The organism is Pseudomonas sp. FIP_A4 (genome assembly GCF_036701605.1).
GTDB lineage: Bacteria > Pseudomonadota > Gammaproteobacteria > Pseudomonadales > Pseudomonadaceae > Stutzerimonas > Stutzerimonas phenolilytica.
Genome location: NZ_JAYDXP010000125.1, coordinates 12,345 through 36,910, shown reverse-complemented (window position 1 = coordinate 36,910; position 24,566 = coordinate 12,345). Strand labels below are relative to the sequence as shown.

The window sequence follows — 24,566 nt, the reverse complement described above, 5'->3', positions numbered from 1 at the left end:
CGTTGACCGACTTTCCGTTACAATCGCCGGCTTGTCACCGTCGCTTCCGGGATTCGTTCATGTCTGTTTCGTTCGTCCATCTTCGTCTGCATACCGAGTTTTCGCTGGTCGACGGTCTGGTGCGCGTCAAGCCACTGACCAAGGCAGTCGCCGGCACCGGCATGCCGGCCGTGGCGGTGACGGATCAAAGCAACATGTGTTCGCTGGTCAAGTTCTACAAGGCGGCGCAGGGCGCCGGGATCAAGCCCATCTGCGGCGCCGACATCTGGCTGGCCAGCCGTGAGGAGGATGGTCCGCTGAGTCGGTTGACGTTGCTGGTGATGGACGCCAAGGGGTATCGCAACCTCACCGAGCTGGTTTCTCGTGGCTGGACCGAAGGCCAGCGCAACGACCTGGTCGTCATCGAGCGCGACTGGGTCAAGCAAGCGGCGGAAGGTTTGATCGCACTGTCAGGAGCCAAGGAGGGGGAGATCGGCCAGGCCCTGCTCAATGGTGACGAAGGGCTGGCCGAGGCGTTGCTGAAGGAATGGAGCGAAGTGTTTGCCGAGCGCTTCTACCTTGAAGTTCAGCGCACCAGCCGGGTCAACGACGAGGAGTATCTCCATGCCGCGGTGGCGCTCGCCGGGCGCTGCGGTGCGCCGCTGGTGGCGACCAATGACGTGCGCTTTCTCCGGCAGGAAGATTTCGAGGCCCATGAGACGCGAGTCTGCATCGGCGAGGGGCGCACCCTCGATGACCCGCGTCGCCCGCGCAACTATTCCGACCAGCAGTATCTGAAGACCCCGGCGGAGATGGCCGAGCTGTTCGCCGATCTGCCGGAGGCACTGGAAAACACCGTCGAAATTGCCAAGCGCTGCAACATCGAAGTCCAGCTGGGCACCTACTTCCTGCCCAACTTCCCGGTGCCCGCCGGGATGACCATTGATGACTACTTGCGCCAGGTCTCTTACGAGGGGCTGGAAGAGCGTCTGGAAGTCCTGCTGCCCAAGGACACGCCCGATTACGCGGCGAAGAAGCAGGTGTACATCGACCGCCTCGAGTTCGAATTGGGCACCATCATCCAGATGGGCTTCCCAGGGTACTTCCTGATCGTAATGGACTTCATCAAGTGGGCGAAGAACAACGGCGTGCCGGTGGGGCCTGGCCGGGGTTCGGGCGCTGGCTCGCTGGTTGCCTACGTGCTGAAGATCACCGACCTCGACCCGCTGGCCTACGATCTGCTGTTCGAGCGCTTCCTCAACCCCGAGCGGATCTCGATGCCCGACTTCGACGTCGACTTCTGCATGGATGGCCGCGACCGGGTGATCGACTACGTGGCCGAAGCCTATGGGCGCAACGCCGTGAGCCAGATCATCACCTTCGGCTCGATGGCGGCCAAGGCAGTGGTACGCGACGTCGCGCGGGTGCAGGGCAAGTCCTATGGTCTGGCCGATCGCTTGTCGAAGATGATTCCCTTCGAAGTCGGTATGACCCTGGAAAAGGCCTACGAGATGGAGGAGCCGCTGCGCGATTTCCTTGCCGTCGACGAGGACGCCCGGGAAATCTGGGACATGGCGCTCAAGCTCGAAGGCATCACCCGCGGCACCGGTAAGCACGCTGGCGGTGTGGTCATCGCTCCGACCAAACTCACGGATTTCGCGCCGATCGCCTGTGACGAGGAGGGTGGCGGCCTGGTGACCCAGTTCGACAAGGACGATGTCGAGCAGGCCGGCCTGGTCAAGTTCGACTTCCTCGGTTTGCGCACCCTGACCATCATCAAGTGGGCGCTGGAGACCATCAACCGCGAGCAGGCTAAGAAGGGGCTGGAACCGGTCAATATCGACTTCATCCCGCTGGACGACAAGCCGACCTACCAGCTGCTGCAGAAGGCCGAGACCACGGCCGTGTTCCAGCTCGAATCGCGCGGCATGAAGGAGCTGATCAAGAAGCTCAAGCCCGACTGTCTGGAAGACCTCATCGCACTGGTGGCACTGTTCCGCCCCGGCCCGCTGCAGTCGGGCATGGTGGACGATTTCATCAACCGCAAGCACGGTCGTGCCGAAGTTTCCTATCCGCACCCGGACTACCAGTACGCGGGCCTGGAGCCAGTGCTCAAGCCCACCTACGGCATCATCCTGTATCAGGAACAGGTGATGCAGATCGCCCAGGTCATGGCCGGCTATACCCTTGGCGGCGCAGACATGCTGCGTCGCGCCATGGGCAAGAAGAAGCCGGAAGAAATGGCCAAGCAGCGCGGCGGCTTTATCGAGGGCTGCGCCAATAACGGTATCGATGGGGAGCTGGCGGGCAACATCTTCGATCTGGTGGAGAAATTTGCCGGCTACGGTTTCAACAAGTCGCACTCGGCCGCCTACGGCCTGGTCTCGTACCAGACCGCCTGGCTCAAGGCGCATTACCCCTCGCCGTTCATGGCCGCAGTGCTCTCGGCGGATATGCACAACACCGACAAGGTGGTGATCCTCATCGAGGAATGCCGCAGCATGAAGCTGCGCATCGATCCGCCCGATGTGAACGTCTCCGAGTTCAAGTTCACCGTCAACGACGATGGCCGCATCGTCTACGGCTTGGGCGCGGTCAAGGGCGTCGGCGAAGGCCCGGTCGAAGCGATCGCCGAGTGCCGCGCCGCAGGCGGACCATTCAAGGATCTGTTCGATTTCTGCAGTCGCGTGGACCTGAAACGCATCAACAAACGCACGCTGGAAGCGCTGATCCGTTCCGGTGCGCTGGATCGCCTCGGGCCGTACTTCCATGAGGAAGCCAAGGCCTATCAAGCCAACATCGACCGTAATCGCGCGGTGCTGCTGGCGGCGATGGAAGAGGCGGTGCAGGCCGCCGAGCAGACGGCACGCAGCGAAGAAAGCGGCCACATGGACCTGTTCGGCGGGCTGTTCGCCGAACCCGAGGCGGATGTCTACGCCAATCACCGCAAGGCGCGTGAACTGTCGCTCAAGGAGCGTTTGAAGGGGGAGAAAGATACCCTCGGGCTGTATCTCACCGGCCATCCCATCGACGAGTACGAGGGCGAGGTGCGGCGCTTCGCCCGGCAGCGCATCGTCGACCTGCGGCCGGCGCGTGACACCCAGACCGTCGCCGGGCTGATCGTCAACCTGCGGGTGATGAAGAACAAGAAAGGCGACAAGATGGGGTTCATCACTCTTGATGACCGCTCCGGACGTATCGAGGCATCGCTGTTCGCTGAAGCCTTCAACACCGCTCAGGCGCTGCTGCAGACGGATGCGTTAGTGGTGGTTGAAGGCGAAGTCAGCAACGACGATTTCTCTGGAGGCCTGCGCCTGCGGGCCAAGCGGGTGATGAGTCTGGAGGAGGCGCGTACCGGGTTGGCCGAAAGCCTGCGGGTCAAGGTTGCCAGCGAGGCGCTCAAAGGCGATCGGATGCGCTGGCTTGCCGATGTATTCGGGCGGCATCGTGGTGCCTGTCCAATCACGCTCGAGTACACCGGGGCCGATGCGCGTGCGCTGCTGCAGTTCGGCGAGAACTGGCGTATCGATCCGGCAGACAACTTGATTCAGGCGTTGCGTGACCAGTTCGGACGCGACAACGTCTTCCTGCAATACCGATGACGGGTGGTCGCTGCCGAGCACCCTGATCCTCTTGGCACTGCTCGCGTAGTGCCAGAACGGCCCGGTCTCGATCGGGTCATGGTTCCGAACAATTTTTGTTCGACCTCGAAGCGCCGCTCCCGTAAGGTATGGCGCAAAAAACGGAACAGCCTCCCGGCCGCCTGGCCGTCGACGCATGACGGATGCCTATGAACCCGAATTTTCTCGATTTCGAACAGCCGATTGCCGACCTGCAAGCCAAGATCGAAGAGTTGCGCCTGGTCGGCAACGATAACTCGCTGAACATCGGCGACGAGATTGCCCGCCTGCAGGACAAGAGCGAATCGCTCACCGAAAGCATTTTCGGCAATCTGACCAGCTGGCAGATTGCCCGCCTGGCCCGCCACCCGCAGCGTCCTTACACGCTGGATTACATCAATCATTTGTTTACCGAGTTCGAAGAGCTGCACGGAGATCGTCATTTCTCCGATGACGCGGCCATCGTTGGTGGCACGGCTCGCCTGAACGGTCAGCCGGTAATGGTGATCGGTCACCAGAAGGGTCGTGAAGTGCGCGAAAAGGTGCGCCGCAATTTCGGCATGCCGCGTCCAGAAGGCTATCGCAAGGCTTGCCGCCTGATGGAAATGGCCGAGCGCTTCAAGCTGCCGATCCTGACCTTCATCGACACTCCAGGCGCCTATCCGGGCATCGACGCCGAGGAGCGCAACCAGAGTGAGGCTATTGCCTGGAATCTGCGTGTGATGGCGCGCCTGAAGACGCCGATCATCGCCACGGTAATTGGCGAGGGCGGTTCCGGCGGTGCGTTGGCCATTGGCGTCTGCGACCAGCTGAACATGCTGCAATATTCCACCTACGCGGTGATCTCGCCGGAAGGCTGCGCCTCGATTCTCTGGCGCACCGCCGAGAAGGCACCGGAGGCGGCCGAGGCGATGGGTGTGACCGCTGAGCGTCTGAAGGACCTGGGCATCGTCGACAAGGTGATTCCCGAGCCACTCGGCGGCGCACATCGCAATCCGGCGGCGATGGCGGCCTCGATGAGCCAGGAGCTGATCAAGCAGCTCGATATGCTCAAGTCGCTGGACACCGACAAGCTGTTGGCGCGTCGTTACGAGCGTCTGATGAGCTACGGCATCGCCTGATTGCGCCATCATCCAGGCGATACCAACGGACAGGTGCACTGATGTGCCCTGTCCGTTTTCATTTGGGGCATTGCGCTCTGTGAATTTGCGCCGTGATCGATATGTCTCTTGAAGCCCGTTTGTCGTCTGCGTTGAGTTGCGCCCGTCATGCGCCGCGTTGGTGCGTGGCGTTCTCCGGCGGGCTCGACTCCACGGTGCTGCTGCAGCTCTTGGCCGACCTTGCGCGGCGCGAAGCGCTTCCCCCGTTGCGGGCGATCCATGTTCATCACGGTTTGCAGTCCGCGGCGGATGCCTGGCCTGAGCACTGCCGGCGCGTTTGCACGGCGCTTGGGATTCCGCTCGAGGTGGTGCGCGTGCAGGTCGAGGCGGGGCGCAGCCTGGAGCAGGCGGCGCGGCAGGCACGCTACACCGCCATCGAAATGCGCCTCGAAGAAGGCGAGGTGCTGCTGACGGCCCAGCATCGCGACGATCAGGCCGAAACGTTGCTGTTCCGCCTGCTGCGCGGTGCCGGTGTGCGCGGGCTGGCTGCCATGCCTGCCAGGCGCAGGCTCGGTCGCGGTTGGCTGATGCGGCCGCTGCTTGATGTAAGCAGGGGCGAGCTGGAGGCTCATGCTCGGCGCCTGGGACTGGCCTGGGTCGAGGATCCCAGCAATGACAGCCTAGATTTCTCACGTAATTATCTGCGTCATCAGGTGATGCCAATGCTTGCGCAACGCTGGCCGCAGAGCGCAACGACGCTGGCGCGCACAGCCGCGCACATGACCGAGGCGCAGAGGTTGCTGGACGAGCTGGCGGAGATGGATCTTGCGATGATGGCGCCGCCCACCGCTTACGCCTGGCTGCCGGTGCCGAGCCTTATGCTTGGGCCCATGCTGTCGCTCAGTCCCGCCCGGCAGCGCAATGCATTGCGACACTGGCTAGCGTCGTTCACCGCGTTGCCTGACAGCGAACATTGGCAGGGCTGGGAGTCGCTGTGCAGCGCTGCCGTGGATGCGACGCCCGTGTGGCGATTGGCCGCTGGCGAACTGCACCGCTGTGGCGATCGCCTGTGGTGGCTGTCGGGATGCTGGTTGCGCCCGGTGGTCGGTCCGGTCTTCTGGCATGATCCCAATCAATCGCTGCAACTGCCTGACAACGGCTCGGTGCGGATCGCGGGTGTCGCCGCGCCGGCGCGTTACGAGGTGCGCTACCGGCAGGGTGGTGAAGTGCTGCAGGTGCCGGGGCGGGGTAGCCGCGACCTCAAGCGCTTGCTCAATGAGGTGGGTGTGCCGCGGTTCGTCAGAGCGCGCCTGCCATTGCTCTACGTTGATGGCCAACTGGTCGGCGTGGCGAATCTGCCCGGTCTGCGCGCGCTGCCGCTGGCGTTCGACTGGCAGCCGCCGCCGGACGACGCAGGTTTGAGCTGGTAGGTGCTTTCCAGTAGACTACGCTCCCGTCTCAATACAGCTTCTGCGGTTTCTTCGAATCCGTGGTAGTTGCGCTATTGCCGCCCGGTGCGCAATGGCATCTTCGCTTTCCCCCGGCGGCGCTGGCCGCTTAACGCAGACTTCTAGGGTTTTTCATGACGCGCTACATCTTCGTCACGGGTGGTGTTGTTTCTTCTTTGGGGAAAGGCATCGCTTCGGCTTCATTGGCGGCCATCCTGGAGGCGCGGGGCCTGAAGGTCACGATGCTCAAGCTGGACCCTTATATTAACGTCGATCCAGGCACCATGAGCCCGTTCCAGCACGGTGAGGTGTTCGTCACCCACGACGGCGCCGAGACCGACCTGGACCTGGGCCACTACGAGCGGTTCATCCGCACGCGCATGACCCAGAACAACAACTTCACTACCGGACGCGTCTACGAGGACGTACTGCGCCGCGAGCGTCGGGGTGATTATCTGGGCGCGACCATTCAGGTCATTCCGCATATCACCGACGAGATCAAGCGCCGCATCATCAAGGGCGCTGGCGATGCGGACGTGGCGCTGGTGGAAGTCGGCGGCACCGTCGGTGACATCGAGTCGCAACCCTTCCTCGAGGCGATCCGTCAGCTGCGTGTGGAAGTGGGCGCCAAGCGCGCCATGCTGATGCACCTGACGCTGGTTCCGTATATCGCCACCGCCGGCGAAACCAAGACCAAGCCGACTCAGCACTCGGTGAAGGAATTGCGCTCCATCGGCCTGCAGCCGGACGTGCTGGTTTGCCGTTCCGATCGCGCCATCGATGTCTCCTCGCGGCGCAAGATCGCGCTGTTCACCAACGTCGAAGAGCGCGCGGTGATCAGCCTGCCGGACGCCGATACCATCTACAAGATTCCGGGCATCCTGCATGCGCAGGGCCTGGATGATTACGTCGTCGAGCGCTTCGATCTCAAGTGTAGCGGCGCCGATCTCTCCGAATGGGACCGCGTGGTCGATGCCAAGCTGCATCCTTCGACCGAAGTCACCATCGCCATGGTCGGCAAGTACATGGAACTTCTCGATGCCTACAAATCTCTGATCGAGGCCATGAGCCACGCTGGCATCCAGAGCCGTACCAAAGTGAACCTGCGCTATATCGACTCCGAAGACATCGAGAACCAGGGCACCGGCTTGCTCGAAGGGGTAGATGCCATCCTCGTACCCGGCGGCTTCGGTCTGCGTGGCGTGGAAGGCAAGATCACCACGGTGAAATATGCCCGCGAGAACAAGATTCCGTACTTGGGCATTTGCCTCGGTATGCAGGTGGCGGTCATCGAGTTCGCGCGTGACGTGCTGGGCTGGACGGACGCCAATTCCACCGAGTTCGACAAGAACAGTACTCACCCGGTGGTGGGGCTGATCACCGAATGGGAAGACGCCAGCGGTGCGGTGGAAAAGCGCTCCGACTCCTCCGATCTCGGCGGCACCATGCGTCTGGGCGCGCAGGAGTGCGGTCTGGAGCCGGGCTCGAAGGTATTCGAATGCTATGGCCAGGAGCGCATCGTCGAGCGCCATCGCCATCGCTACGAAGTCAACAACAACCTGCTGCCGCAACTGCAGGCCGCGGGTCTGAAAATTACCGGCCGCTCCGGCGACGGCGCGCTGGTGGAAGTGGTCGAGGCGCCGGATCACCCGTGGTTCGTCGCTTGCCAGTTCCACCCGGAGTTCACCTCCACCCCGCGTGACGGCCATCCGCTGTTCAGTGGTTTCGTCAATGCGGCGCTGGAATACAAGGCGAGCAAGGCATGACCCAGAAAACCATCCGCGTCGGTAATATCGAGATCGCCAACGACAAGCCGTTCGTGCTGTTCGGCGGTATCAACGTGCTCGAGTCGCGCGACCTGGCCATGACGGCCTGCGAGGAGTACGTGCGGGTCACCGAGAAGCTCGGCATTCCCTACGTGTTCAAGGCCAGCTTCGACAAGGCCAACCGTTCTTCGATCACCTCGTTCCGCGGTCCGGGCCTGGACGAGGGTATGAAGATCTTCGAGGAAGTGAAGAAGACCTTCGGCGTGCCGGTGATCACCGATGTGCACGAGCCATTCCAGGCCGCTCCGGTGGCCGAGGTCTGCGACATCATTCAGCTGCCGGCCTTCCTCTCGCGGCAGACCGATCTGGTGGTGGCGATGGCCAAGACCGGTGCGGTGATCAACATCAAGAAGGCGCAGTTCCTCGCCCCGCAGGAAATGAAGCACATCCTGAAGAAGTGCGAGGAAGCCGGTAACGACCAGCTGATCCTCTGCGAACGCGGCTCGTCCTTCGGCTACAACAATCTGGTCGTCGACATGCTCGGTTTCGGCATTATGAAGTCGTTCGAGTATCCGGTGTTCTTCGACGTCACCCATGCGCTGCAGATGCCGGGTGGCCGCGCCGATTCGGCCGGTGGGCGCCGTGCCCAGGTTACCGACCTGGCCAAGGCAGGGTTGTCCCAAGGGCTGGCCGGACTGTTCCTGGAAGCTCATCCGGACCCGGACAATGCCAAGTGCGACGGTCCCTGCGCGCTGCGCCTGAACAAGCTGGAACCTTTCCTCACCCAGCTCAAGCAGCTGGATGATCTGGTCAAGAGTTTTCCGCCAATCGAAACTGCTTGAAAGCCTTGCAGCTATCTATGGAGTGTTAATAACAATGGCAAAGATCATCGACATCAAGGGTCGTGAAGTCCTCGACTCCCGCGGCAATCCGACCGTGGAAGCCGACGTGATCCTCGATAACGGCATCATCGGCAGTGCTTGTGCACCGTCCGGCGCGTCCACCGGCTCGCGCGAGGCGCTGGAGTTGCGCGATGGTGACAAGAGTCGCTACCTGGGCAAGGGCGTGCTGAACGCAGTGGCCAATGTCAACGGGCCGATTCGCGATCTGCTGCTGGGCAAGGACCCGGTCGACCAGAAGGCGCTGGATCAGGCGATGATCGAACTGGACGGTACCGAGAACAAGGCCAAGCTGGGCGCCAACGCGATCCTCGCCGTGTCTCTGGCCGCCGCCAAGGCTGCTGCCCAGGCCAAGGGCGTGCCGTTGTATGCGCATATTGCCGACCTGAACGGCACGCCTGGCCAGTACTCCATGCCGGTGCCGATGATGAACATCATCAATGGCGGCGAGCACGCCGACAACAACGTCGACATCCAGGAATTCATGGTCCAGCCGGTCGGCGCCAAGACCTTTGCCGACGCTCTGCGCATGGGCGCGGAAATCTTCCATCACCTGAAGGCCGTGCTGAAGGCCCGTGGCCTGAATACCGCCGTGGGTGATGAAGGTGGCTTTGCACCGAACCTGGCCTCCAACGAAGACGCACTGGCGGCCATCGCCGAGGCGGTCGCGAAGGCCGGCTACCAGCTGGGCTGCGACGTGACCCTGGCCTTGGACTGCGCATCCAGCGAGTTCTTCAAGGATGGCAAGTACGATCTGTCCGGCGAAGGCAAGGCATTCGACGCCGCCGGCTTCGCCGACTACCTGGCCGGCCTGACCCAGCGCTATCCGATCATCTCGATCGAAGACGGCATGGACGAGTCCGACTGGGCTGGTTGGAAGGCGCTGACCGATAAGATCGGCGAGAAGGTCCAGCTGGTCGGCGACGACCTGTTCGTCACCAACACCAAGATCCTCAAGGAAGGCATCGACAAGGGCATCGCCAACTCGATCCTGATCAAGTTCAACCAGATCGGCTCGCTGACCGAGACGCTGGAAGCCATTCAGATGGCCAAGGCCGCCGGCTACACCGCGGTGATCTCGCACCGCTCCGGCGAAACCGAAGACAGCACCATTGCCGACCTGGCCGTGGGTACCGCAGCCGGCCAGATCAAGACTGGCTCGCTGTGCCGTTCCGACCGGGTGTCCAAGTACAACCAGCTGCTGCGTATCGAGGAGCAGCTGGCTGGCAAGGCACCTTACAAGGGGCGTGCCGAATTCCGCGGCTGAGTTGCGACATTTAAAAAAGGGCGGCGCGAGTCGCCCTTTTTTGTTTCAATCGGCTCGACGCCCAACGCCGCGGAAGTCACTCGGGCCGCCAGCGGTGCGCTCGCCATCTTTCCATACTGAAAACCGCCGAAGTTCGTTTCATGCTTGCTATGCGCCGTCCCTACTGGTTGTTCGTCGTGCTGATCCTGCTGCTGGGCGGTTTGCAATATCGTCTGTGGGTAGGCGAGGGCAGCCTTGCCCAGATCAGCAGCCTGAATAAACAGATCGCCGAGCAGAAGGGCGAGAACGAACGCCTTCTTGAACGTAACCGCATCCTCGAAGCGGAAGTGCTGGAGCTGAAAGCCGGCATGGAGACGGTCGAGGAGCGCGCGCGCCAGGAGCTGGGCATGGTCAAAGAGGGTGAGACCCTCTATCAGCTGACCGAATGAGCCGCGCATTGCCTGATTTCTGGGTGGTGATACCGGCCGCTGGTGTGGGCAGCCGTATGCGTGCCGATCGCCCCAAGCAATACCTGCCGCTCGGTGGGCGTTGCATCATCGAACATACCCTCGACTGCTTTCTCGATCATCCGGGATTGCGCGGACTGGTGGTCAGCCTGGCCGACGCCGATCCGTACTGGCCGGGCCTCGCCTGTGCCCGCGACAAACGCGTGCAGCGCGCCGCCGGCGGGCGCGAGCGTTGTGACTCGGTGCTCAATGGTCTGCAGCGACTTGGCGAGCTGGGTGCGCAGGACCAGGACTGGGTGCTGGTGCACGATGCGGCGCGCCCCAACCTGACGCGTGAAGACCTGAACACGCTGTTGGCCGAGTTGGGCGAAGATGCCGTCGGCGGGCTTCTGGGTGTGCCGGCGCGCGATACGCTCAAGCGTGTCGGCGCCAACGGGCGCGTGCTGGAAACGGTGGATCGCAGTGTGATCTGGCAGGCATACACGCCGCAGATGTTCCGTCTCGGTTTGCTGCGTGACGCGCTGGAAAGGGCGCTGCGCAGCGGCGTAAGCGTCACCGACGAGGCCTCGGCACTGGAGTGGGCGGGCTTTGCGCCGCTCATGGTGGAAGGACGGGCAGATAACCTGAAAGTCACCCGGCCGGAGGACCTGCTCTGGCTGCAGCAGCGTTGGCCGGTCAAGACGCCGGACAACAGCTAGACGCCGCGCTCGCTACCGCTGGATAGCGATAGAGCGCCGCCGCACCGCGCGTGGACGACGGCACGAGCACAGCGTCAACCTCTTTGCCCAGGTCTCCGGATTGTCAGCCCGTCTGACGCGATCATGATTAAGTACGCGCTAGAGCAGCGTCCCGGCATATTCGGGGCGCTGTGCCAGGCCGATCTTCAGCGCCTCGATGAGTAAACGGACCTTCGGTAGCGGATAGCGCCGTTGCGGGTAAACGGCCCACACGGCGGTGTCCGGCGGCTGATTAGACTCCAGCAGCGAAACCAACTCGCCGTGGCGCAGCGGTTCCTGCACGTAATAGTCGGGCAGCTGGCAGAGTCCGAAGCCGCGCAGGGCAGCGTCCAGCACCGCCTGGCCGCTGTTGCAGCGCCAGTTGCCGCTTGGCTTGAAGTGCTGTTCGCGGCCGTCGATCTGGAAGGTCCAGGTATCACCGGTGCCGATCAGGCAGTTGTGTCGGCCCAGCTCGGAAAGCGTGTGCGGTCGCCCGTAGCGCTCCAGATAGGATGGCGCCGCACACAGGTACATCGCGCGCGGCGCGATACGGGTGGCGACCAGTCGCGACTCACCGAGGCGGCCCAGGCGGATCGCCAGGTCATAACCTTCCTGCACCAGATCCAGTGTGCGGTTGGACAGTTCGATCTCGACCCGCAGCTGCGGGTGTTGTGCCATGAATTCGTTGACCAGCGGCACGATGAAGCGCTCGCCGTAGGCCACCGCCGCGGTCATGCGCAGCAGCCCGGTGGGAGCGGCGTGCAGGTCGCTGATTGCCAGGAATGCCTCGTCGCGTTCCTCGATTAATCGCTGGCAGCGCGCAAAGAAGGTGTGACCCGCTTCGGTCAGCGACACCCGGCGCGTGGTGCGGTAGAGCAGGCGTGCCTGCAGACGTTCCTCCAGGCGGGCGACCTGACGGCTGACATGTGAAGACGAGACGCGCAGATGCTCGGCGGCGCGCATGAAACTGCCGCATTCGGCAACAGCGACGAATTCGTCCAGGCCTTCCCAGCGACTCATCGTTGATCTCCCATTCTGCCGTCACGGGCCATTGTCCCTGATTGGCAATAATGTTTTCCAGAAAAGGCTGATTAAACCAATCTGTCGCTCAATTACACTCTTGGCTTTCCTTGTCACCTCGAGAGTGCCCCATGACCATCAAATCGCGCGCCGCCGTCGCCTTCGGCCCGAACCAGCCTCTGCAGATCGTCGAGGTCGACGTCGCTCCGCCCAAGGCTGGTGAAGTGCTGGTACGCATCGTTGCCAGCGGTGTCTGCCACACCGACGCCTACACCTTGTCCGGGCAGGACTCCGAAGGGGTTTTTCCCTGCATCCTGGGTCACGAAGGCGGCGGCATCGTCGAGGCGGTCGGCGACGGCGTGACTTCGGTGGCAGTTGGCGATCATGTGATTCCGCTCTATACCGCCGAATGTCGCGAGTGCAAGTTCTGCAAATCCGGCAAGACCAACCTGTGCAGCGCCGTGCGCGCCACCCAGGGCAAGGGTCTGATGCCGGACGGTACCACGCGCTTCAGCTACCAGGGGCAGCCGGTCTACCACTACATGGGCTGTTCGACCTTCTCCGAGTACACCGTGCTGCCGGAAGTCTCGGTGGCGGTGATTCCCAAGGACGCACCGCTGGAGAAGGTTTGCCTGCTCGGCTGCGGCGTGACCACCGGCATCGGTGCGGTGCTCAACACCGCCAAGGTCACCGAAGGCTCGACCGTGGCGATCTTCGGTCTGGGCGGCATCGGGCTGGCGGCGATCATCGGCGCGAGGATGGCCAAGGCCAGTCGCATCATCGGCATCGACATCAACCCCGCCAAGGAAGCCGTGGCTCGCGAGCTGGGGCTCACCGACTTCGTCAATCCGAAGGACCATGACAAGCCGATCCAGGATGTGATTATCGAAATGACCGACGGCGGCGTGGATTACAGCTTCGAGTGCATCGGCAATGTCCAGTTGATGCGCGCGGCGCTGGAGTGCTGTCATAAGGGCTGGGGTGAGTCGACCGTCATCGGCGTCGCTCCGGCGGGTGCGGAAATCAGCACCCGTCCATTCCAACTGGTGACCGGGCGCGTATGGCGCGGCTCGGCGTTTGGCGGCGTGAAGGGGCGCACCGAGCTGCCCAGCTACGTCGAGAAGTCGCAAGCCGGCGAGATCCCGCTGGATACCTTCATTACCCACACCATGGGGCTGGACGACATCAACAAGGCTTTCGACCTGATGCACGAAGGCAAGAGCATCCGCACCGTCATCCATTTCTGACCTGTAGGGTGGATAACGCCGCCGCACGGCTTATCCACCTTATCCGGTGAAAAACCTTGCGGTTTTTCACCCTGCGCGAGGCACGTCCATGACTCTAGAAATCGTTTCCAGCAACAAGAGTTTCGGTGGCTGGCACAAGCGCTACCGTCATCGGTCCAGCAGTCTGAACTGCGATATGGTGTTCGCCGTCTACCTGCCGCCGCACGCGGAGCAGGGTGCCCGACTGCCCGTGCTGTACTGGTTGTCAGGGCTGACTTGCACCGACGAGAACTTCATGCAGAAGGCCGGTGCACAGCGTCTGGCCGCCGAGCTTGGGCTGATCATCGTCGCTCCGGATACCAGCCCACGCGGCGCGGATGTGCCGGACGACCCCGACGGCGCCTGGGACTTAGGCCTGGGCGCTGGCTTCTATCTCAACGCGACCGAGCAGCCCTGGGCGCAGCATTACCGCATGTATGACTACGTGGTGCATGAGCTGCCGATGCTGATCGAGGCGAACTTCCCGGTTTCCGATCGCCGAGGCATCAGCGGGCATTCGATGGGCGGGCACGGCGCGCTGATCTGCGCGCTGAAGAATCCGGGGCGTTACCGGTCGCTGTCGGCGTTCGCGCCGATCAGTAACCCGCTGGACTGTCCGTGGGGTGAGAAGGCGTTTAGTCACTACCTCGGCGAGGATCGCTCACGCTGGCGCGAGTGGGATGCCTGTGCGCTGCTGGCCGAGGCGGGCGAGAAGCTGCCGATTCTGGTGGATCAGGGCGATCGTGATGATTTCATGGATAGCCAGTTGAAGCCCCGGACGCTCGAAGCCGCCGCCAGGGCCGCCGGGCATCCGCTGACCCTGCGCATCCAGCCGGGCTATGACCACAGCTACTATTTCATCGCCAGCTTCATCGAGGACCATCTGCGCCATCATGCCGAGGCGCTGAACGCATAGGGTGAATGACGGCGTAGCCTCATCCACGTGCCGGCTCAATCGAGCGTCTGCCTGTCACGCCGGGGGCGTTGATCACACTCGGGACGGACCGGAAGGATGAACGCCAAAGACGGGCACAAAAAAAGGCCCGGTCGGAATTCCCGACCGGGCCTTTCCATCGCCGGAGCTTAGAGCGACGGATAATCGGTGTAGCCGACCGGCCCCTGGGCGTAGAACCGCTCGGGCTTGGGCGCGTTCAGCGGTGCATCCTGGCGTAGACGCTCGACCAGATCAGGGTTGGCGATGTACGGAATGCCGAAGGCGACTGCGTCGGCTTTGCCTTCTGCCAGCCAGGCATTGCCCTGTTCCTTGGTGAAACGCTCGTTGGCGATATACACGCCGCCGAAGATCTGCTTCAGCTGCGGCCCGAGGCTATCTTCGCCGGCGTATTCGCGGGTGCAGATGAACGCGACGCCACGCTTGCCCAGCTCACGGGCGACGTAGCCGAAGGTTTCGGCGCGATTGGAATCGCCCATGTCATGCGAATCGGCGCGCGGCGCCAGGTGTACGCCGACGCGACCGGCGCCCCAGACACTGATGGCGGCGTCGGTCACTTCAAGCATCAGTCGCGCACGGTTTTCCAGCGAGCCGCCATAGGCATCGGTGCGCTGGTTGGTGCTGTCCTGCAGGAACTGGTCGAGCAGATAGCCGTTGGCGCCGTGGATTTCCACGCCGTCGAAACCGGCCTCCTTGGCATTCTCGGCACCCTTGCGGTAGGCCTCGACGATGGCCGGGATCTCGCTGGTTTCCAGCGCGCGCGGGGTTTCGTAGTCCTTCATCGGACGCACCAGGCTGACATGGCCAGCCGGCTTGATGGCGCTCGGAGCGACCGGCAACCGGCCGTCGAGGTACAGCGGATCGGAGATACGCCCCACATGCCAGAGCTGCAGCACGATCTTGCCGCCCTTGGCATGCACGGCTTCGGTGATCTTCTTCCAGCCTTGCACCTGCTCAGCCGACCAGATGCCGGGCGTGTCCGGGTAGCCGACACCCATCGGCGTGACCGAGGTGGCTTCGCTGATGATCAGGCCGGCACCGGCGCGCTGCGCGTAGTACTCGACCATCAGGTCGCCGGGGACGCGGCCGGGTTCGGCACGGCAACGGGTCAGAGGCGCCATGATGATGCGGTTGGTGAGTTCCAGATCGCCGATCTTGATCGGGTCGAAGAGAGTGGGCATAGCGATACCGCTCCTGTGCATTGGGAAAATGAAGAGCTTCAGAGTGACTGGCCGATGCGTTCGACGAAGGCCTGAATCACGGCTTCGTTGCGCTTGAAGAAATGCCACTGGCCGACCTTCTGGCTGCTGATCAGGCCGGCCTTCTGCAGCGTTGCCAGGTGCGCTGACACTGTCGACTGCGACAGCCCGGCCCGTTGATCGATCTGCCCGGCACAGACGCCGTTCTCCAGCGAGTGATGCTGTTCGGCGAAATGCAGGTGCGGCTCCTTGAGCCAGCGCAGAATGTCGCGGCGCAGCGGATGGGCGAGTGCTTTGATGATGTCGTCGAGGTCGTCCGGCATATCGGTTCCGTTGAAAGGTATATCGGAATGAGGCGAACTATATATCGTGATTTGGCGATATATGATTGATCTGGTTGATGATGTTTATCGCCGATATCGATAGCTCAGCGGCTCTTTGTCATCCGGACGCTACGGGGTCCTGTAGAATCGGCCGCCTGCGTTCTTTCGAAGGTATCTCTCATATGCGTATCGGCCACGGTTATGACGTACACCGCTTCGGTGAGGGCGATTTCATCACGCTCGGCGGTGTGCGGATTGCGCATCGCTTCGGGTTGCTGGCGCATTCCGATGGTGACGTGCTGCTGCACGCCTTGAGCGATGCACTGCTCGGCGCGGCGGCACTGGGTGACATCGGCAAGCATTTCCCGGACACCGATCCACAGTTCAAGGGCGCCGACAGTCGCGAGCTGTTGCGTCATGTGCTCGAGCAGGTGAAAGCCAAGGGCTGGACGGTCGGCAACGTCGATACCACCATCATTGCGCAGGCGCCGAAGATGGCGCCGCACATCGAGCGCATGCGCGAGCTGATCGCCGCCGATCTGCAGGTGGCGCTGGATCAGGTCAACGTCAAGGCCACGACCACGGAGAAGCTTGGTTTCGTCGGGCGCGAGGAGGGGATCGCGGTGCATGCGGTCGCCTTGCTGGTACGCGCATGAGCGAGAGCCAGCTGCTGGGGCCACGGGCGCATGGCGAGCCTTGCGGAAGTGCGGTGCTGAAGGCGGTGGCCGAGGACTTTCAGGTCGACGAGGTGCTGGACATCGCCTTGTCCGGTGAAGGCGAGCACCTGTGGCTATGGGTGGAAAAGCGCAACCTCAACACCGAGGAAGCCGCCCGACGCATCGCGCGAGCCGCCGGGGTGCCGCTGAGGATGGTCAGCTACGCAGGGCTGAAGGACCGCCAGGCGCTGACCCGGCAGTGGTTCAGTCTGCACCTGCCGGGCAAGAGCGACCCGGACCTGGCGGCTGCGGAGAACGAAAGCCTGAAGATCCTCCAGCGCAGCCGCCACCAGCGCAAATTGCAGCGCGGCGCCCATTCGGCCAACGGCTTCACTCTGCGCCTGACGGAGCTGCGCGGCGAGCGTGCAGCGCTCGACGCGCGCCTGGAGCGCATCCGGGATCAGGGTGTACCCAACTATTTCGGTCTGCAGCGGTTCGGCCATGAAGGTGGCAATCTGCACGGCGCCCGCGAATTCGCCGGCCGCGGGGAACTGCCGGAGCAGCGCAACTTGCGTTCGCGGCTACTCTCGGCCGGCCGCAGCTACCTGTTCAACCGCGTTCTCGCCGAACGGGTCGCTGCGGCAACCTGGGATCGTGCTCAGGTGGGTGATCTGCTCGCGTTCACCGATAGCCGCAGTTTTTTTCCGGCGGGTGAGGCTGAATGTGATGATCCGCGGCTGGCGATTCTCGATTTGCATCCCACCGGACCGCTGTGGGGCGCTGGAGAATCGCCGGCCGCAGGCGATGTCCAGGCGCTGGAACAGCGGATTGCTGGCAATGAGCCGGTGATCGCCAAGTGGCTCGCAGATGCTGGCATGAAGCACGAACGGCGCATTCTTCGCCTCCCCATTGGGGGTTTGTCGTGGCATTATCCCGAGCCTGACATTCTGCAACTGGAATTCGTCCTGCCGACCGGATGTTTCGCCACCGCTGTGGTGCGCGAGTTGGTCAACCTGGCAGGGCAGATGGACATCTGATGCGTATTCTGATCGCCAACGACGACGGGGTGCATGCGCCCGGGCTCGCCGCGCTTTATGACGCGCTGGCCGACTATGCCGAGTGCCGGGTGGTTGCCCCGATCCAGGACATGAGCGGCGCCAGCAGCGCACTCACCCTGGATCGCCCGCTGCATCCCGTGAGCATGCCCAACGGCTTCATCGGCCTGAACGGCTCGCCCACCGATTGCGTGCACCTCGGGCTCAACGGGCTGCTGGCCGAAACGCCAGACATGGTCGTCTCGGGTATCAACCTCGGCGCCAACCTGGGCGACGACGTGCTTTATTCAGGCACCGTCGCGGCGGCCATCGAAGGACGGTTCACGGGGCGTCCGGCATTCGCCTTCTCGCTGATTTCCCGGTCTCCGGAAAACCTGCCGACTGCAGCCGCCATCGCCCGGACGCTGGTCGAGAAACATGATCAGCTCGATCTGCCGCCGCGCACGGTGCTCAGCGTCAATGTGCCGAACCTGCCGCTGGATCACATCCGCGGTATTCGGTTGACCCGTCTTGGGCATCGCAGCCGCGCCAAGCCGCCGGTCAAGCAGGCCAACCCGCGTGGCAAGGAAGGCTATTGGATTTCCGTCGCCGGAGACGTCGAGGATGGCGGACCTGGTACGGACTTCCATGCCGTGATGCAGGGCTATGTGTCGATCACGCCGCTGCAGCTGGATCGCACGTTCCGCGAGGCATTCCAGGGCCTTGATCGCTGGCTGGAGGATCTGCTGTGAGTCATCGCGGATCGGGCGATCTGATGCGACACGGTACAGGCATGACCTCGCAACGCACCCGCGATCGGTTGATCCAGCGGTTGTACGAGGAGGGCCTTTCCAATCCTCATGTGCTCGAAGTGATCCGCCGCACGCCACGGCATCTGTTCGTCGACGAGGCACTGGCGCACCGGGCATACGAGGACACTGCGCTGCCCATCGGACATAATCAGACGATTTCGCAACCGTTCATGGTCGCCCACATGAGCGAGTTGCTGTTGGCCGACGGCCCCCTGGACAAGGTACTGGAGATCGGTACCGGTTCGGGTTATCAGACCGCAGTGCTGGCGCAGCTGGTGGAACGGGTGTTTTCCGTGGAGCGCATCCAGGCGTTGCAGGAGCGTGCCAAGGAGCGTCTGGCCGAACTCAAGCTGCGTAACGTGGTCTTTCGCTGGGGTGATGGCTGGGAGGGCTGGCCTGCGCTGGCGCCCTACAATGGCATCATCGTTACTGCGGCGGCTGCCGAGGTACCGCAGGCCCTGCTCGATCAACTGGCGCCCGGTGGGCGTTTGGTGATTCCAGTCGGGGCCGGCGAGGTTCAGCAACTGATGCTGATCGTTCGTGAGGAAACCGGCTTTTCGCGCCGCCTTCTGGATTCCGTACGCTTCGTGCCGCTGCTCAATGGACCGGTTGTTTGATCATCAGTGGAAGGAAGCATGAAAGACGCTTTGTTGCTGTACGCCAAGGGCATGGCGATGGGTGCGGCGGATGTGGTGCCTGGCGTATCCGGCGGGACTGTCGCGTTCATTACTGGCATCTATGACGAACTGCTGCGTTCTATCGCGGCGTTTCCCCGGGCGCTGGGATCGTTGCTACGTGGCCGGGTGGGCGAGGCCTGGACAATCGCCAATGCCGGGTTTCTGATAACTTTGCTGGCCGGTATCCTCACCAGCGTATTCAGTCTGGCTCGCTTGATTACCTATCTGCTGGAGCAGTATCCGATTCCAGTGTGGTCGTTCTTTTTCGGTCTGATTCTGGTCTCGGTGCACCTGGTCGCTCGGGAAATCCGTCAACGCAACCTGTCGAGCGGTATCAGCTTCGTGCTGGGTATCGCCTTCGCCTACTGGATCACCGTGGCGGCACCGATGCAGTGGGGAACCGATAGTCTTAGCCTGTTCTTCGCAGGAGCCATCGCCATCTGCGCGATGATTCTGCCGGGTATCTCGGGCAGCTTCGTGCTGGTGCTTCTCGGTCTCTATCCGACGGTGCTGGCCGCGGTAAAGAGCTTCGACATCGCCGTACTGGTCGTGTTTGCGGTCGGGTGTGCGGTAGGGCTGCTCAGCTTCGCCAAACTGCTTCACTGGACGCTGCATCGCTGGCGCGATCTGACGCTGGCCTTTCTCACCGGGCTGATGTTGGGTTCGCTGAACAAGGTCTGGCCGTGGAAGGAAACGCTGACCTGGCGCACCAATTCGCACGGCGAGCGTACGCCGGTGCTGGAACAGAACCTGTTTCCGGGCGCCTATGGCGAACTCACCGGGCAGGATCCGCAATTAGTATTGGCAGTTGTTCTGGCGGTCGCCGGTATCGCGCTGGTGCTCAGCCTGGAGTGGCTCGCCAGTCGCCGCCAGCCGGCTGCAGAAAGCGTCTGAACAGAGAGTTCTTCTTCAGGGAGCGAGCATTGAGGCTCACAGCCATTCAGCGGTTGATTCGCGATCCCTTGTTCCGTTTCGTGCCTGGCGCGCTGTTGGCCGGCTGGTTGCTGACCGGCTGTTCGACACCCCAGCAGGGAGGCGTGCAGGTGGTGGACCGTAACGGCCGTCCGGCCGTTACCAGCGGCTATCACACGGTGCGTCGCGGCGACACGCTGTCGTCGATCGCCGGTCGCTACGGGTGGGATTGGCGCGCGCTGGCCCGCGCAAACGGGATTCAACCGCCCTATGTCATCCATCCAGGGCAACGCATTCGCTTCGACCGGGGTGCAAGCAACGCCGTGGCCAGTACCCCGACACCTCGAGCCGCGCCAACGCCTGCGCCAACCCCCAGGACAGTGCCGCCTGCCGTTGTCACAACGCCCGTCCCTCAGCAGTCGCCGCCAACGCTAAGCAAGGCCCCCGCCCAACCAGTGCCGGCCACGAAGGTCACACCGGTGGCACGTTCGGCCAGCGGCTGGGCATGGCCAACGAACGGCCAGATCATCGGGCGTTTTTCCTCAAACGGGAGTTTGAATAAAGGCGTTGATATCGCTGGGCAATTAGGCCAGCCTGTTTTGGCTGCTTCTGATGGGACTGTTGTGTACGCCGGCAGTGGTTTACGGGGTTACGGCGAACTTGTAATCATCAAGCACAACGATACCTATGTAAGCGCCTACGGCCACAACCGCAGGCTGCTGGTACGGGAGGGTCAACAAGTCAAAGCTGGGCAGAGCATTGCCGAGATGGGTTCGACGGGGACCGACCGTGTAAAGCTGCATTTCGAGATCCGCCGTCAGGGCAAACCCGTAGACCCCATGCAGTACCTGCCAAGGCGTTGACCTGACGGCCACCCGTTCCAAGTAGGATGGGCTCTGGTTTCGCCAAGGATCGCGCGTCGCCTGAGCCCGTTGTCGAACTCAGAACGGGACAATAAAAATGGCACTCGAAAAAAAAGCGCTGGAGTTTGACGTTGACGACGAGGTTCTGCTCATGGAACCCACCCTGGACTTCGAGGCGGTTGGCGAGGCGCATCGTAGTCCCGCGAGTGGCAAAGGCAAGCTCGCGGCCAGCAAGCAACACAAGTTCATCGACTACAACCGCGCGCTCGACGCCACGCAGTTGTATCTCAACGAAATCGGTTTTTCCCCCCTCCTGACCCCCGAAGAAGAAGTTCATTTCGCCCGCTTGGCGCGCAAGGGCGATCCGGCGGGGCGCAAACGCATGATCGAAAGCAACCTGCGACTGGTCGTCAAGATCGCCCGACGTTACGTCAATCGCGGTCTGTCGCTGCTCGATCTGGTGGAGGAGGGCAACCTGGGGCTGATCCGCGCGGTGGAGAAGTTCGATCCCGAGCGTGGTTTCCGCTTCTCGACCTATGCCACCTGGTGGATTCGGCAGACCATCGAGCGGGCGATCATGAACCAGACCCGCACCATCCGCCTGCCCATTCATGTGGTCAAAGAGCTCAACGTCTACCTGCGCGCGGCCAGAGAGCTGACCCAGAAGCTTGATCACGAGCCCAGCCCCGAAGAAATCGCCAACTTGCTGGAGAAGCCGGTGGCCGAGGTGAAACGCATGCTCGGGCTCAATGAACGTGTTACCTCGGTGGACGTATCGCTTGGACCGGATACCGACAAGACCTTGCTCGACACCCTGACGGACGACAAACCGAGCGATCCCTGTGAGCTGCTTCTCGATGACGATCTGTCCGCCAGCATCGATCAGTGGCTTTCCGATCTGACCGAAAAGCAGCGTGAAGTGGTTGTGCGTCGTTTCGGGCTGCGCGGTCATGAGAGTTGCACGCTGGAGGAAGTCGGACAGGAGATCGGCCTTACTCGCGAGCGCGTTCGGCAAATTCAAGTCGAAGCGCTGCGGCGGTTGCGCGAGATTCTGGAGCGCAATGGTCTTTCTAGCGAGGCGCTGTTCCAGTAGGGAGTTACCCGCTATTAGCTTGGCCGCTCTGCCGGGCCAATAGCGGGCATGCCTCACCGTGGTGATGCCCTTTGCCAATGCGACGGCTCACGGTCGATGGAATTAATCGCGAGTCGTAGAAGTTTCCCGTGTGTCGCTTTCTTTTGTAAGCATTTGCTTACGCACACTGTAGGAGAAGCGTGTAATCGCGATGCTGCGTTTTCCTCGATTCGCCAGAAGTTTTCTTATCTGATTGATTTTAAAATTCTTTTTCTGAGATCCGGGCTGTTAGGCAGCATCGGTGCGCGAATCTCTGCGAGTTGTCGGCGCCCTTAAAGTCATTAATATCCCCTCCGTGCTTATGGATAAGCACGGGTCAGCAGGGATGAGGGCCAAGGAACAATCGCGGAGCGATTTCATCAGGAAGATGATGGACAAAGGGAGCAGGGAAGAAGACGGGCGGGGATAAACTCCCGCCCCTTTTTTTTTTGCCCGGAAAAAGTAGCGCCAGTGTCGAACCCACGGCTTGCCGCAACCGCAGCCACGCCGATCAGGTTTAACGGCAGTTCTTTAATCAGTCGTCGCAGGTTGTGGTAAAGCGCGCAGCGACGGCTGATCTTCGCGCTCCAGCAGTAGCGGTAGAATTTTCTCACGCAGCAGCGGGGCCAGATGCTCGGTACGTACAGGTGGCAAGTCCAGCCAGCCCAGCTCCTCCAGTTCCGCCTGCGCCTGTACGGGCTGGGTAAGGAACGCTTGGAACACCTCCGCTTCGACCCAGTGTCCCGGCTCGTTCGCGGCTGGCGCTGAATGATGACCGAGCGACTGGAACGCGCCTTCATCCAGCTGCAACCCCAGCTCTTCCCGCAGTTCCCGTTGCAGCGTCTGTATGGGTGTTTCGCCTGGCTCCGACTTTCCGCCGGGCAACATGAAATAGGAGCTGCCGCGCTTGCGCACGACGAGGACGCGTCCGGATTCATCGAACAGGCAGGCAATGGATATCGTCAGCGTTGGTCTGGGCAAGGGGGTCATCCGCGCGTTGCGTTGAAGGGCAATCAATGTCTTGGTTTGCTGGTAGCGTGCCAGCCGATCAGCCAGCGCCTCGGGCAGGGTGCTAGCTAGGGTAAATCCGAGACGTGCATAAAAAGCATAAAGACGTGGCTGGCAGAATAGCCAGATTGGCTGCTGGATGCCCTTCAGGGCCTGCCGCATCAATTGTGCGCCGATGCCCTGGTTACGCTCATCTGGAGCGATCAGCAGACCAGTCAGGAAATGGCCGTACGCCACGGGTGTCAGGCACAGCCCACCAATGATCTCGCATCGTCGGCGTACAACCCAGCATCGTGCCTGTGGCCGCACCCGGTTGCGACTGTGATGGGTCCGGTAGAACTTCACGATCAGGGGGTGTTGCGCGGCAGAGAGCTGCAGGAAGTCGAGGGCTGACATGGCCGTCCGCTGGTTTTTGAGGCCGCCTAGTCTAGCGTTCGAGCCGCTCGTATCGAAGCCCGACGAAGCTGAACGATGAAGCTGTGCCGCGTTATTGCTGCGCGCCTGGACAACCATGCGCTGGCTGCGCCCGGAGAATACGCTGGGCGGGTACGCGCAGCTGCTGAAGCAGGTATTCGGCGAATTCGGCGGAATAGGGCTGTCGTGAAATGGCGTAGGCCATGCAGTCGAGCCAGGCGTCGCGCTCGGCGTCGCCAATCTCCCAGCGTGTATGGAACTGCGGAATGCTGATCGGACCGAATTTTTGCGCATAGTGACGCGGCCCGCCCAGCCAGCCGCTGAGGAACGCGGCCAGTTTTTCGCGTGGCAATGTCAAGTCCTCGGGGTACATGGCGCGAATACCCGCCGCCTGGGGGAGTTGAGTCATGGCGTGGTAGAAATCATCCACCAGTCGCTCGATACCGGCGGTGCCGCCCGCTGCCTGGAACGAGGCGTCGGCGGTGCCGAAAGGGGGAGTTTCAGGGGTTGTCATGCTGACCTCAGCGTCGCGTGATTAGCCTGAAATGATGCCTGCTTGCGCCAGATCAAGACAGCCTCGATGGTGGCGAGCCGCTGTCATGCTGCTGGGCTATGCTCAAGTTCACTCAACAAGGGAGGTGTCTATGCGCAATATTCTGCTTGCATTCGATGGTTCGGAAAACGCCAAACGCGCTCTGCAGTATGTGATCGACTTGGTTCGCGATACGTCGTTGCCGCTGCAGGTGCAGGTACTGAATGTCCAGCACGAACCTATCATTTACGGCGAATACGTTACCGCCAGCCTGATCGACGATCTGAACGCCGGCCTGATGGCGCAAGCTCAGGAGGTGCTTGACGAGGCTGCACAGAAGCTGAAGGCTGCCGGAATCACCCATGAAACCCATGCGGTGCTCGGCAACGTCTCCGAGCAGATCAACGATGCGGTCAAGCGTCTGGGTTGCGATACCGTGGTGATGGGGACGCGCGGGCTGGGCAGTTTTACCGGACTGGTGCTGGGCTCTGTGGCGACCCGGGTGATCCATGAGGTGACCGTTCCGGTTCTGCTGGTCAAGTGACGG

Annotated in this window: 23 protein-coding genes; 18 read left to right on the top strand and 5 right to left on the bottom strand. The window is 62.2% G+C overall.

Annotation, left to right across the window (positions count from 1 at the left end; genetic code table 11):
* Window positions 1-59 precede the first annotated feature (59 nt).
* The 8 genes from dnaE (at window position 60) to ispD (ending at window position 11,223) form a co-directional block, all read left to right on the top strand.
* The gene (gene dnaE, locus U8L64_RS12945) at window positions 60-3,581 is read left to right on the top strand and encodes a DNA polymerase III subunit alpha (protein ID WP_333397947.1); all 3,522 of its coding nucleotides are present in this window, start codon (window positions 60-62) and stop codon (window positions 3,579-3,581) included.
* Window positions 3,582-3,769: 188 nt separating this feature from the next.
* Window positions 3,770-4,720: an acetyl-CoA carboxylase carboxyltransferase subunit alpha gene (locus U8L64_RS12940; protein ID WP_043296507.1), complete on the top strand. Its 951-nt coding sequence runs from the start codon at window positions 3,770-3,772 to the stop codon at window positions 4,718-4,720.
* A 101-nt stretch (window positions 4,721-4,821) separates the two neighbouring features.
* Window positions 4,822-6,129 carry a tRNA lysidine(34) synthetase TilS gene (gene tilS, locus U8L64_RS12935; protein WP_333397945.1) on the top strand — a complete coding sequence of 436 codons (1,308 nt, stop codon included), beginning with the start codon at window positions 4,822-4,824 and terminating at the stop codon, window positions 6,127-6,129.
* Between the two features lie 152 nt (window positions 6,130-6,281).
* Window positions 6,282-7,913, top strand: coding sequence for a CTP synthase (locus U8L64_RS12930; protein ID WP_333397943.1), 1,632 nt, complete (start codon window positions 6,282-6,284; stop codon window positions 7,911-7,913).
* Window positions 7,910-8,755 (top strand): 3-deoxy-8-phosphooctulonate synthase, encoded by an 846-nt coding sequence (gene kdsA / locus U8L64_RS12925; RefSeq protein ID WP_043296503.1) that lies wholly within the window; start codon window positions 7,910-7,912, stop codon window positions 8,753-8,755. The genes U8L64_RS12930 and kdsA overlap by 4 nt, the downstream gene beginning before the upstream one ends.
* A 34-nt stretch (window positions 8,756-8,789) precedes the next feature.
* Window positions 8,790-10,079, top strand: coding sequence for a phosphopyruvate hydratase (eno, locus tag U8L64_RS12920; RefSeq protein ID WP_333397940.1), 1,290 nt, complete (start codon window positions 8,790-8,792; stop codon window positions 10,077-10,079).
* A gap of 140 nt (window positions 10,080-10,219) precedes the next feature.
* A complete protein-coding gene (gene ftsB / locus U8L64_RS12915) occupies window positions 10,220-10,507 on the top strand; it encodes a cell division protein FtsB (protein ID WP_333397938.1) in 288 nt (95 codons plus the stop codon).
* Complete coding sequence (gene ispD / locus U8L64_RS12910; protein ID WP_333397936.1) at window positions 10,504-11,223, top strand: 2-C-methyl-D-erythritol 4-phosphate cytidylyltransferase; 720 nt, start codon at window positions 10,504-10,506, stop codon at window positions 11,221-11,223. Before ftsB ends, ispD begins: the two co-directional genes overlap by 4 nt.
* A gap of 138 nt (window positions 11,224-11,361) precedes the next feature.
* Here ispD and U8L64_RS12905 read toward each other — a convergent pair whose 3' ends face one another.
* Window positions 11,362-12,261: a LysR family transcriptional regulator gene (locus tag U8L64_RS12905; RefSeq protein WP_156716553.1), complete on the bottom strand. Its 900-nt coding sequence runs from the start codon at window positions 12,259-12,261 to the stop codon at window positions 11,362-11,364.
* A gap of 131 nt (window positions 12,262-12,392) precedes the next feature.
* Between U8L64_RS12905 and U8L64_RS12900 the strand changes: the two genes are divergently transcribed.
* Window positions 12,393-13,508, top strand: a complete 1,116-nt coding sequence (locus U8L64_RS12900; RefSeq protein ID WP_333397932.1) for an S-(hydroxymethyl)glutathione dehydrogenase/class III alcohol dehydrogenase — start codon at window positions 12,393-12,395, stop codon at window positions 13,506-13,508.
* Window positions 13,509-13,596: 88 nt separating this feature from the next.
* On the top strand, window positions 13,597-14,442 hold the full coding sequence (fghA, locus tag U8L64_RS12895; protein WP_138299710.1) for an S-formylglutathione hydrolase: 846 nt from the start codon (window positions 13,597-13,599) through the stop codon (window positions 14,440-14,442).
* Between the two features lie 167 nt (window positions 14,443-14,609).
* Here fghA and U8L64_RS12890 read toward each other — a convergent pair whose 3' ends face one another.
* The gene (locus U8L64_RS12890) at window positions 14,610-15,659 is read right to left on the bottom strand and encodes an alkene reductase (RefSeq protein ID WP_138299711.1); all 1,050 of its coding nucleotides are present in this window, start codon (window positions 15,657-15,659) and stop codon (window positions 14,610-14,612) included.
* A 38-nt stretch (window positions 15,660-15,697) separates the two neighbouring features.
* Complete coding sequence (locus U8L64_RS12885) at window positions 15,698-16,000, bottom strand: ArsR/SmtB family transcription factor (RefSeq protein ID WP_003290692.1); 303 nt, start codon at window positions 15,998-16,000, stop codon at window positions 15,698-15,700.
* Window positions 16,001-16,182: 182 nt separating this feature from the next.
* On the opposite strand from U8L64_RS12885, the gene ispF reads away from it, so the two are divergent.
* The 7 genes from ispF to rpoS all read left to right on the top strand — a co-directional run bounded on the left by ispF (window position 16,183) and on the right by rpoS (window position 22,047).
* A complete protein-coding gene (gene ispF, locus U8L64_RS12880) occupies window positions 16,183-16,656 on the top strand; it encodes a 2-C-methyl-D-erythritol 2,4-cyclodiphosphate synthase (protein ID WP_043296489.1) in 474 nt (157 codons plus the stop codon).
* Complete coding sequence (gene truD, locus U8L64_RS12875; RefSeq protein ID WP_043296487.1) at window positions 16,653-17,693, top strand: tRNA pseudouridine(13) synthase TruD; 1,041 nt, start codon at window positions 16,653-16,655, stop codon at window positions 17,691-17,693. Before ispF ends, truD begins: the two co-directional genes overlap by 4 nt.
* The gene (gene surE / locus U8L64_RS12870; protein WP_008566907.1) at window positions 17,693-18,442 is read left to right on the top strand and encodes a 5'/3'-nucleotidase SurE; all 750 of its coding nucleotides are present in this window, start codon (window positions 17,693-17,695) and stop codon (window positions 18,440-18,442) included. The genes truD and surE overlap by 1 nt, the downstream gene beginning before the upstream one ends.
* 41 nt (window positions 18,443-18,483) lie before the next feature.
* Window positions 18,484-19,119 (top strand): protein-L-isoaspartate(D-aspartate) O-methyltransferase, encoded by a 636-nt coding sequence (locus U8L64_RS12865; RefSeq protein ID WP_008566909.1) that lies wholly within the window; start codon window positions 18,484-18,486, stop codon window positions 19,117-19,119.
* 18 nt (window positions 19,120-19,137) lie between these two features.
* Entirely contained in the window at window positions 19,138-20,073 is a 936-nt protein-coding gene (locus U8L64_RS12860; RefSeq protein ID WP_333397924.1) for a DUF368 domain-containing protein, read from the top strand.
* A 29-nt stretch (window positions 20,074-20,102) separates the two neighbouring features.
* Complete coding sequence (locus U8L64_RS12855; protein ID WP_333397922.1) at window positions 20,103-20,954, top strand: peptidoglycan DD-metalloendopeptidase family protein; 852 nt, start codon at window positions 20,103-20,105, stop codon at window positions 20,952-20,954.
* Window positions 20,955-21,051: 97 nt separating this feature from the next.
* On the top strand, window positions 21,052-22,047 hold the full coding sequence (gene rpoS, locus U8L64_RS12850) for an RNA polymerase sigma factor RpoS (protein WP_054095300.1): 996 nt from the start codon (window positions 21,052-21,054) through the stop codon (window positions 22,045-22,047).
* A gap of 549 nt (window positions 22,048-22,596) precedes the next feature.
* On the opposite strand, the gene U8L64_RS12845 is transcribed toward rpoS, so the two are convergent.
* Together U8L64_RS12845 and U8L64_RS12840 are read right to left on the bottom strand one after the other, a co-directional pair.
* Window positions 22,597-23,469 carry a GNAT family N-acetyltransferase gene (locus U8L64_RS12845; RefSeq protein WP_333397919.1) on the bottom strand — a complete coding sequence of 291 codons (873 nt, stop codon included), beginning with the start codon at window positions 23,467-23,469 and terminating at the stop codon, window positions 22,597-22,599.
* 91 nt (window positions 23,470-23,560) lie between these two features.
* Entirely contained in the window at window positions 23,561-24,001 is a 441-nt protein-coding gene (locus U8L64_RS12840; RefSeq protein ID WP_138299714.1) for a group II truncated hemoglobin, read from the bottom strand.
* Window positions 24,002-24,131: 130 nt separating this feature from the next.
* Between U8L64_RS12840 and U8L64_RS12835 the strand changes: the two genes are divergently transcribed.
* Window positions 24,132-24,563, top strand: coding sequence for a universal stress protein (locus tag U8L64_RS12835; RefSeq protein WP_043296478.1), 432 nt, complete (start codon window positions 24,132-24,134; stop codon window positions 24,561-24,563).
* Window positions 24,564-24,566: the final 3 nt, after the last annotated feature.

Excerpts from the sequence above, each read along its gene's own strand:
- U8L64_RS12865 (WP_008566909.1), top strand. The coding sequence starts at position 18,484 with ATGACCTCGCAACGCACCCGCGATCGGTTGATCCAGCGGTTGTACGAG.
- truD (WP_043296487.1), top strand. The coding sequence starts at position 16,653 with ATGAGCGAGAGCCAGCTGCTGGGGCCACGGGCGCATGGCGAGCCTTGC.
- ispD (WP_333397936.1), top strand. The coding sequence starts at position 10,504 with ATGAGCCGCGCATTGCCTGATTTCTGGGTGGTGATACCGGCCGCTGGT.
- dnaE (WP_333397947.1), top strand. The coding sequence starts at position 60 with ATGTCTGTTTCGTTCGTCCATCTTCGTCTGCATACCGAGTTTTCGCTG.
- eno (WP_333397940.1), top strand. The coding sequence starts at position 8,790 with ATGGCAAAGATCATCGACATCAAGGGTCGTGAAGTCCTCGACTCCCGC.
- surE (WP_008566907.1), top strand. The coding sequence starts at position 17,693 with ATGCGTATTCTGATCGCCAACGACGACGGGGTGCATGCGCCCGGGCTC.
- kdsA (WP_043296503.1), top strand. The coding sequence starts at position 7,910 with ATGACCCAGAAAACCATCCGCGTCGGTAATATCGAGATCGCCAACGAC.
- U8L64_RS12885 (WP_003290692.1), bottom strand. The coding sequence starts at position 16,000 with ATGCCGGACGACCTCGACGACATCATCAAAGCACTCGCCCATCCGCTG.
- U8L64_RS12900 (WP_333397932.1), top strand. The coding sequence starts at position 12,393 with ATGACCATCAAATCGCGCGCCGCCGTCGCCTTCGGCCCGAACCAGCCT.
- ftsB (WP_333397938.1), top strand. The coding sequence starts at position 10,220 with ATGCTTGCTATGCGCCGTCCCTACTGGTTGTTCGTCGTGCTGATCCTG.
- U8L64_RS12835 (WP_043296478.1), top strand. The coding sequence starts at position 24,132 with ATGCGCAATATTCTGCTTGCATTCGATGGTTCGGAAAACGCCAAACGC.
- rpoS (WP_054095300.1), top strand. The coding sequence starts at position 21,052 with ATGGCACTCGAAAAAAAAGCGCTGGAGTTTGACGTTGACGACGAGGTT.
- U8L64_RS12890 (WP_138299711.1), bottom strand. The coding sequence starts at position 15,659 with ATGCCCACTCTCTTCGACCCGATCAAGATCGGCGATCTGGAACTCACC.
- U8L64_RS12845 (WP_333397919.1), bottom strand. The coding sequence starts at position 23,469 with ATGTCAGCCCTCGACTTCCTGCAGCTCTCTGCCGCGCAACACCCCCTG.
- tilS (WP_333397945.1), top strand. The coding sequence starts at position 4,822 with ATGTCTCTTGAAGCCCGTTTGTCGTCTGCGTTGAGTTGCGCCCGTCAT.
- ispF (WP_043296489.1), top strand. The coding sequence starts at position 16,183 with ATGCGTATCGGCCACGGTTATGACGTACACCGCTTCGGTGAGGGCGAT.
- U8L64_RS12940 (WP_043296507.1), top strand. The coding sequence starts at position 3,770 with ATGAACCCGAATTTTCTCGATTTCGAACAGCCGATTGCCGACCTGCAA.
- fghA (WP_138299710.1), top strand. The coding sequence starts at position 13,597 with ATGACTCTAGAAATCGTTTCCAGCAACAAGAGTTTCGGTGGCTGGCAC.
- U8L64_RS12860 (WP_333397924.1), top strand. The coding sequence starts at position 19,138 with ATGAAAGACGCTTTGTTGCTGTACGCCAAGGGCATGGCGATGGGTGCG.
- U8L64_RS12840 (WP_138299714.1), bottom strand. The coding sequence starts at position 24,001 with ATGACAACCCCTGAAACTCCCCCTTTCGGCACCGCCGACGCCTCGTTC.
- U8L64_RS12930 (WP_333397943.1), top strand. The coding sequence starts at position 6,282 with ATGACGCGCTACATCTTCGTCACGGGTGGTGTTGTTTCTTCTTTGGGG.
- U8L64_RS12905 (WP_156716553.1), bottom strand. The coding sequence starts at position 12,261 with ATGAGTCGCTGGGAAGGCCTGGACGAATTCGTCGCTGTTGCCGAATGC.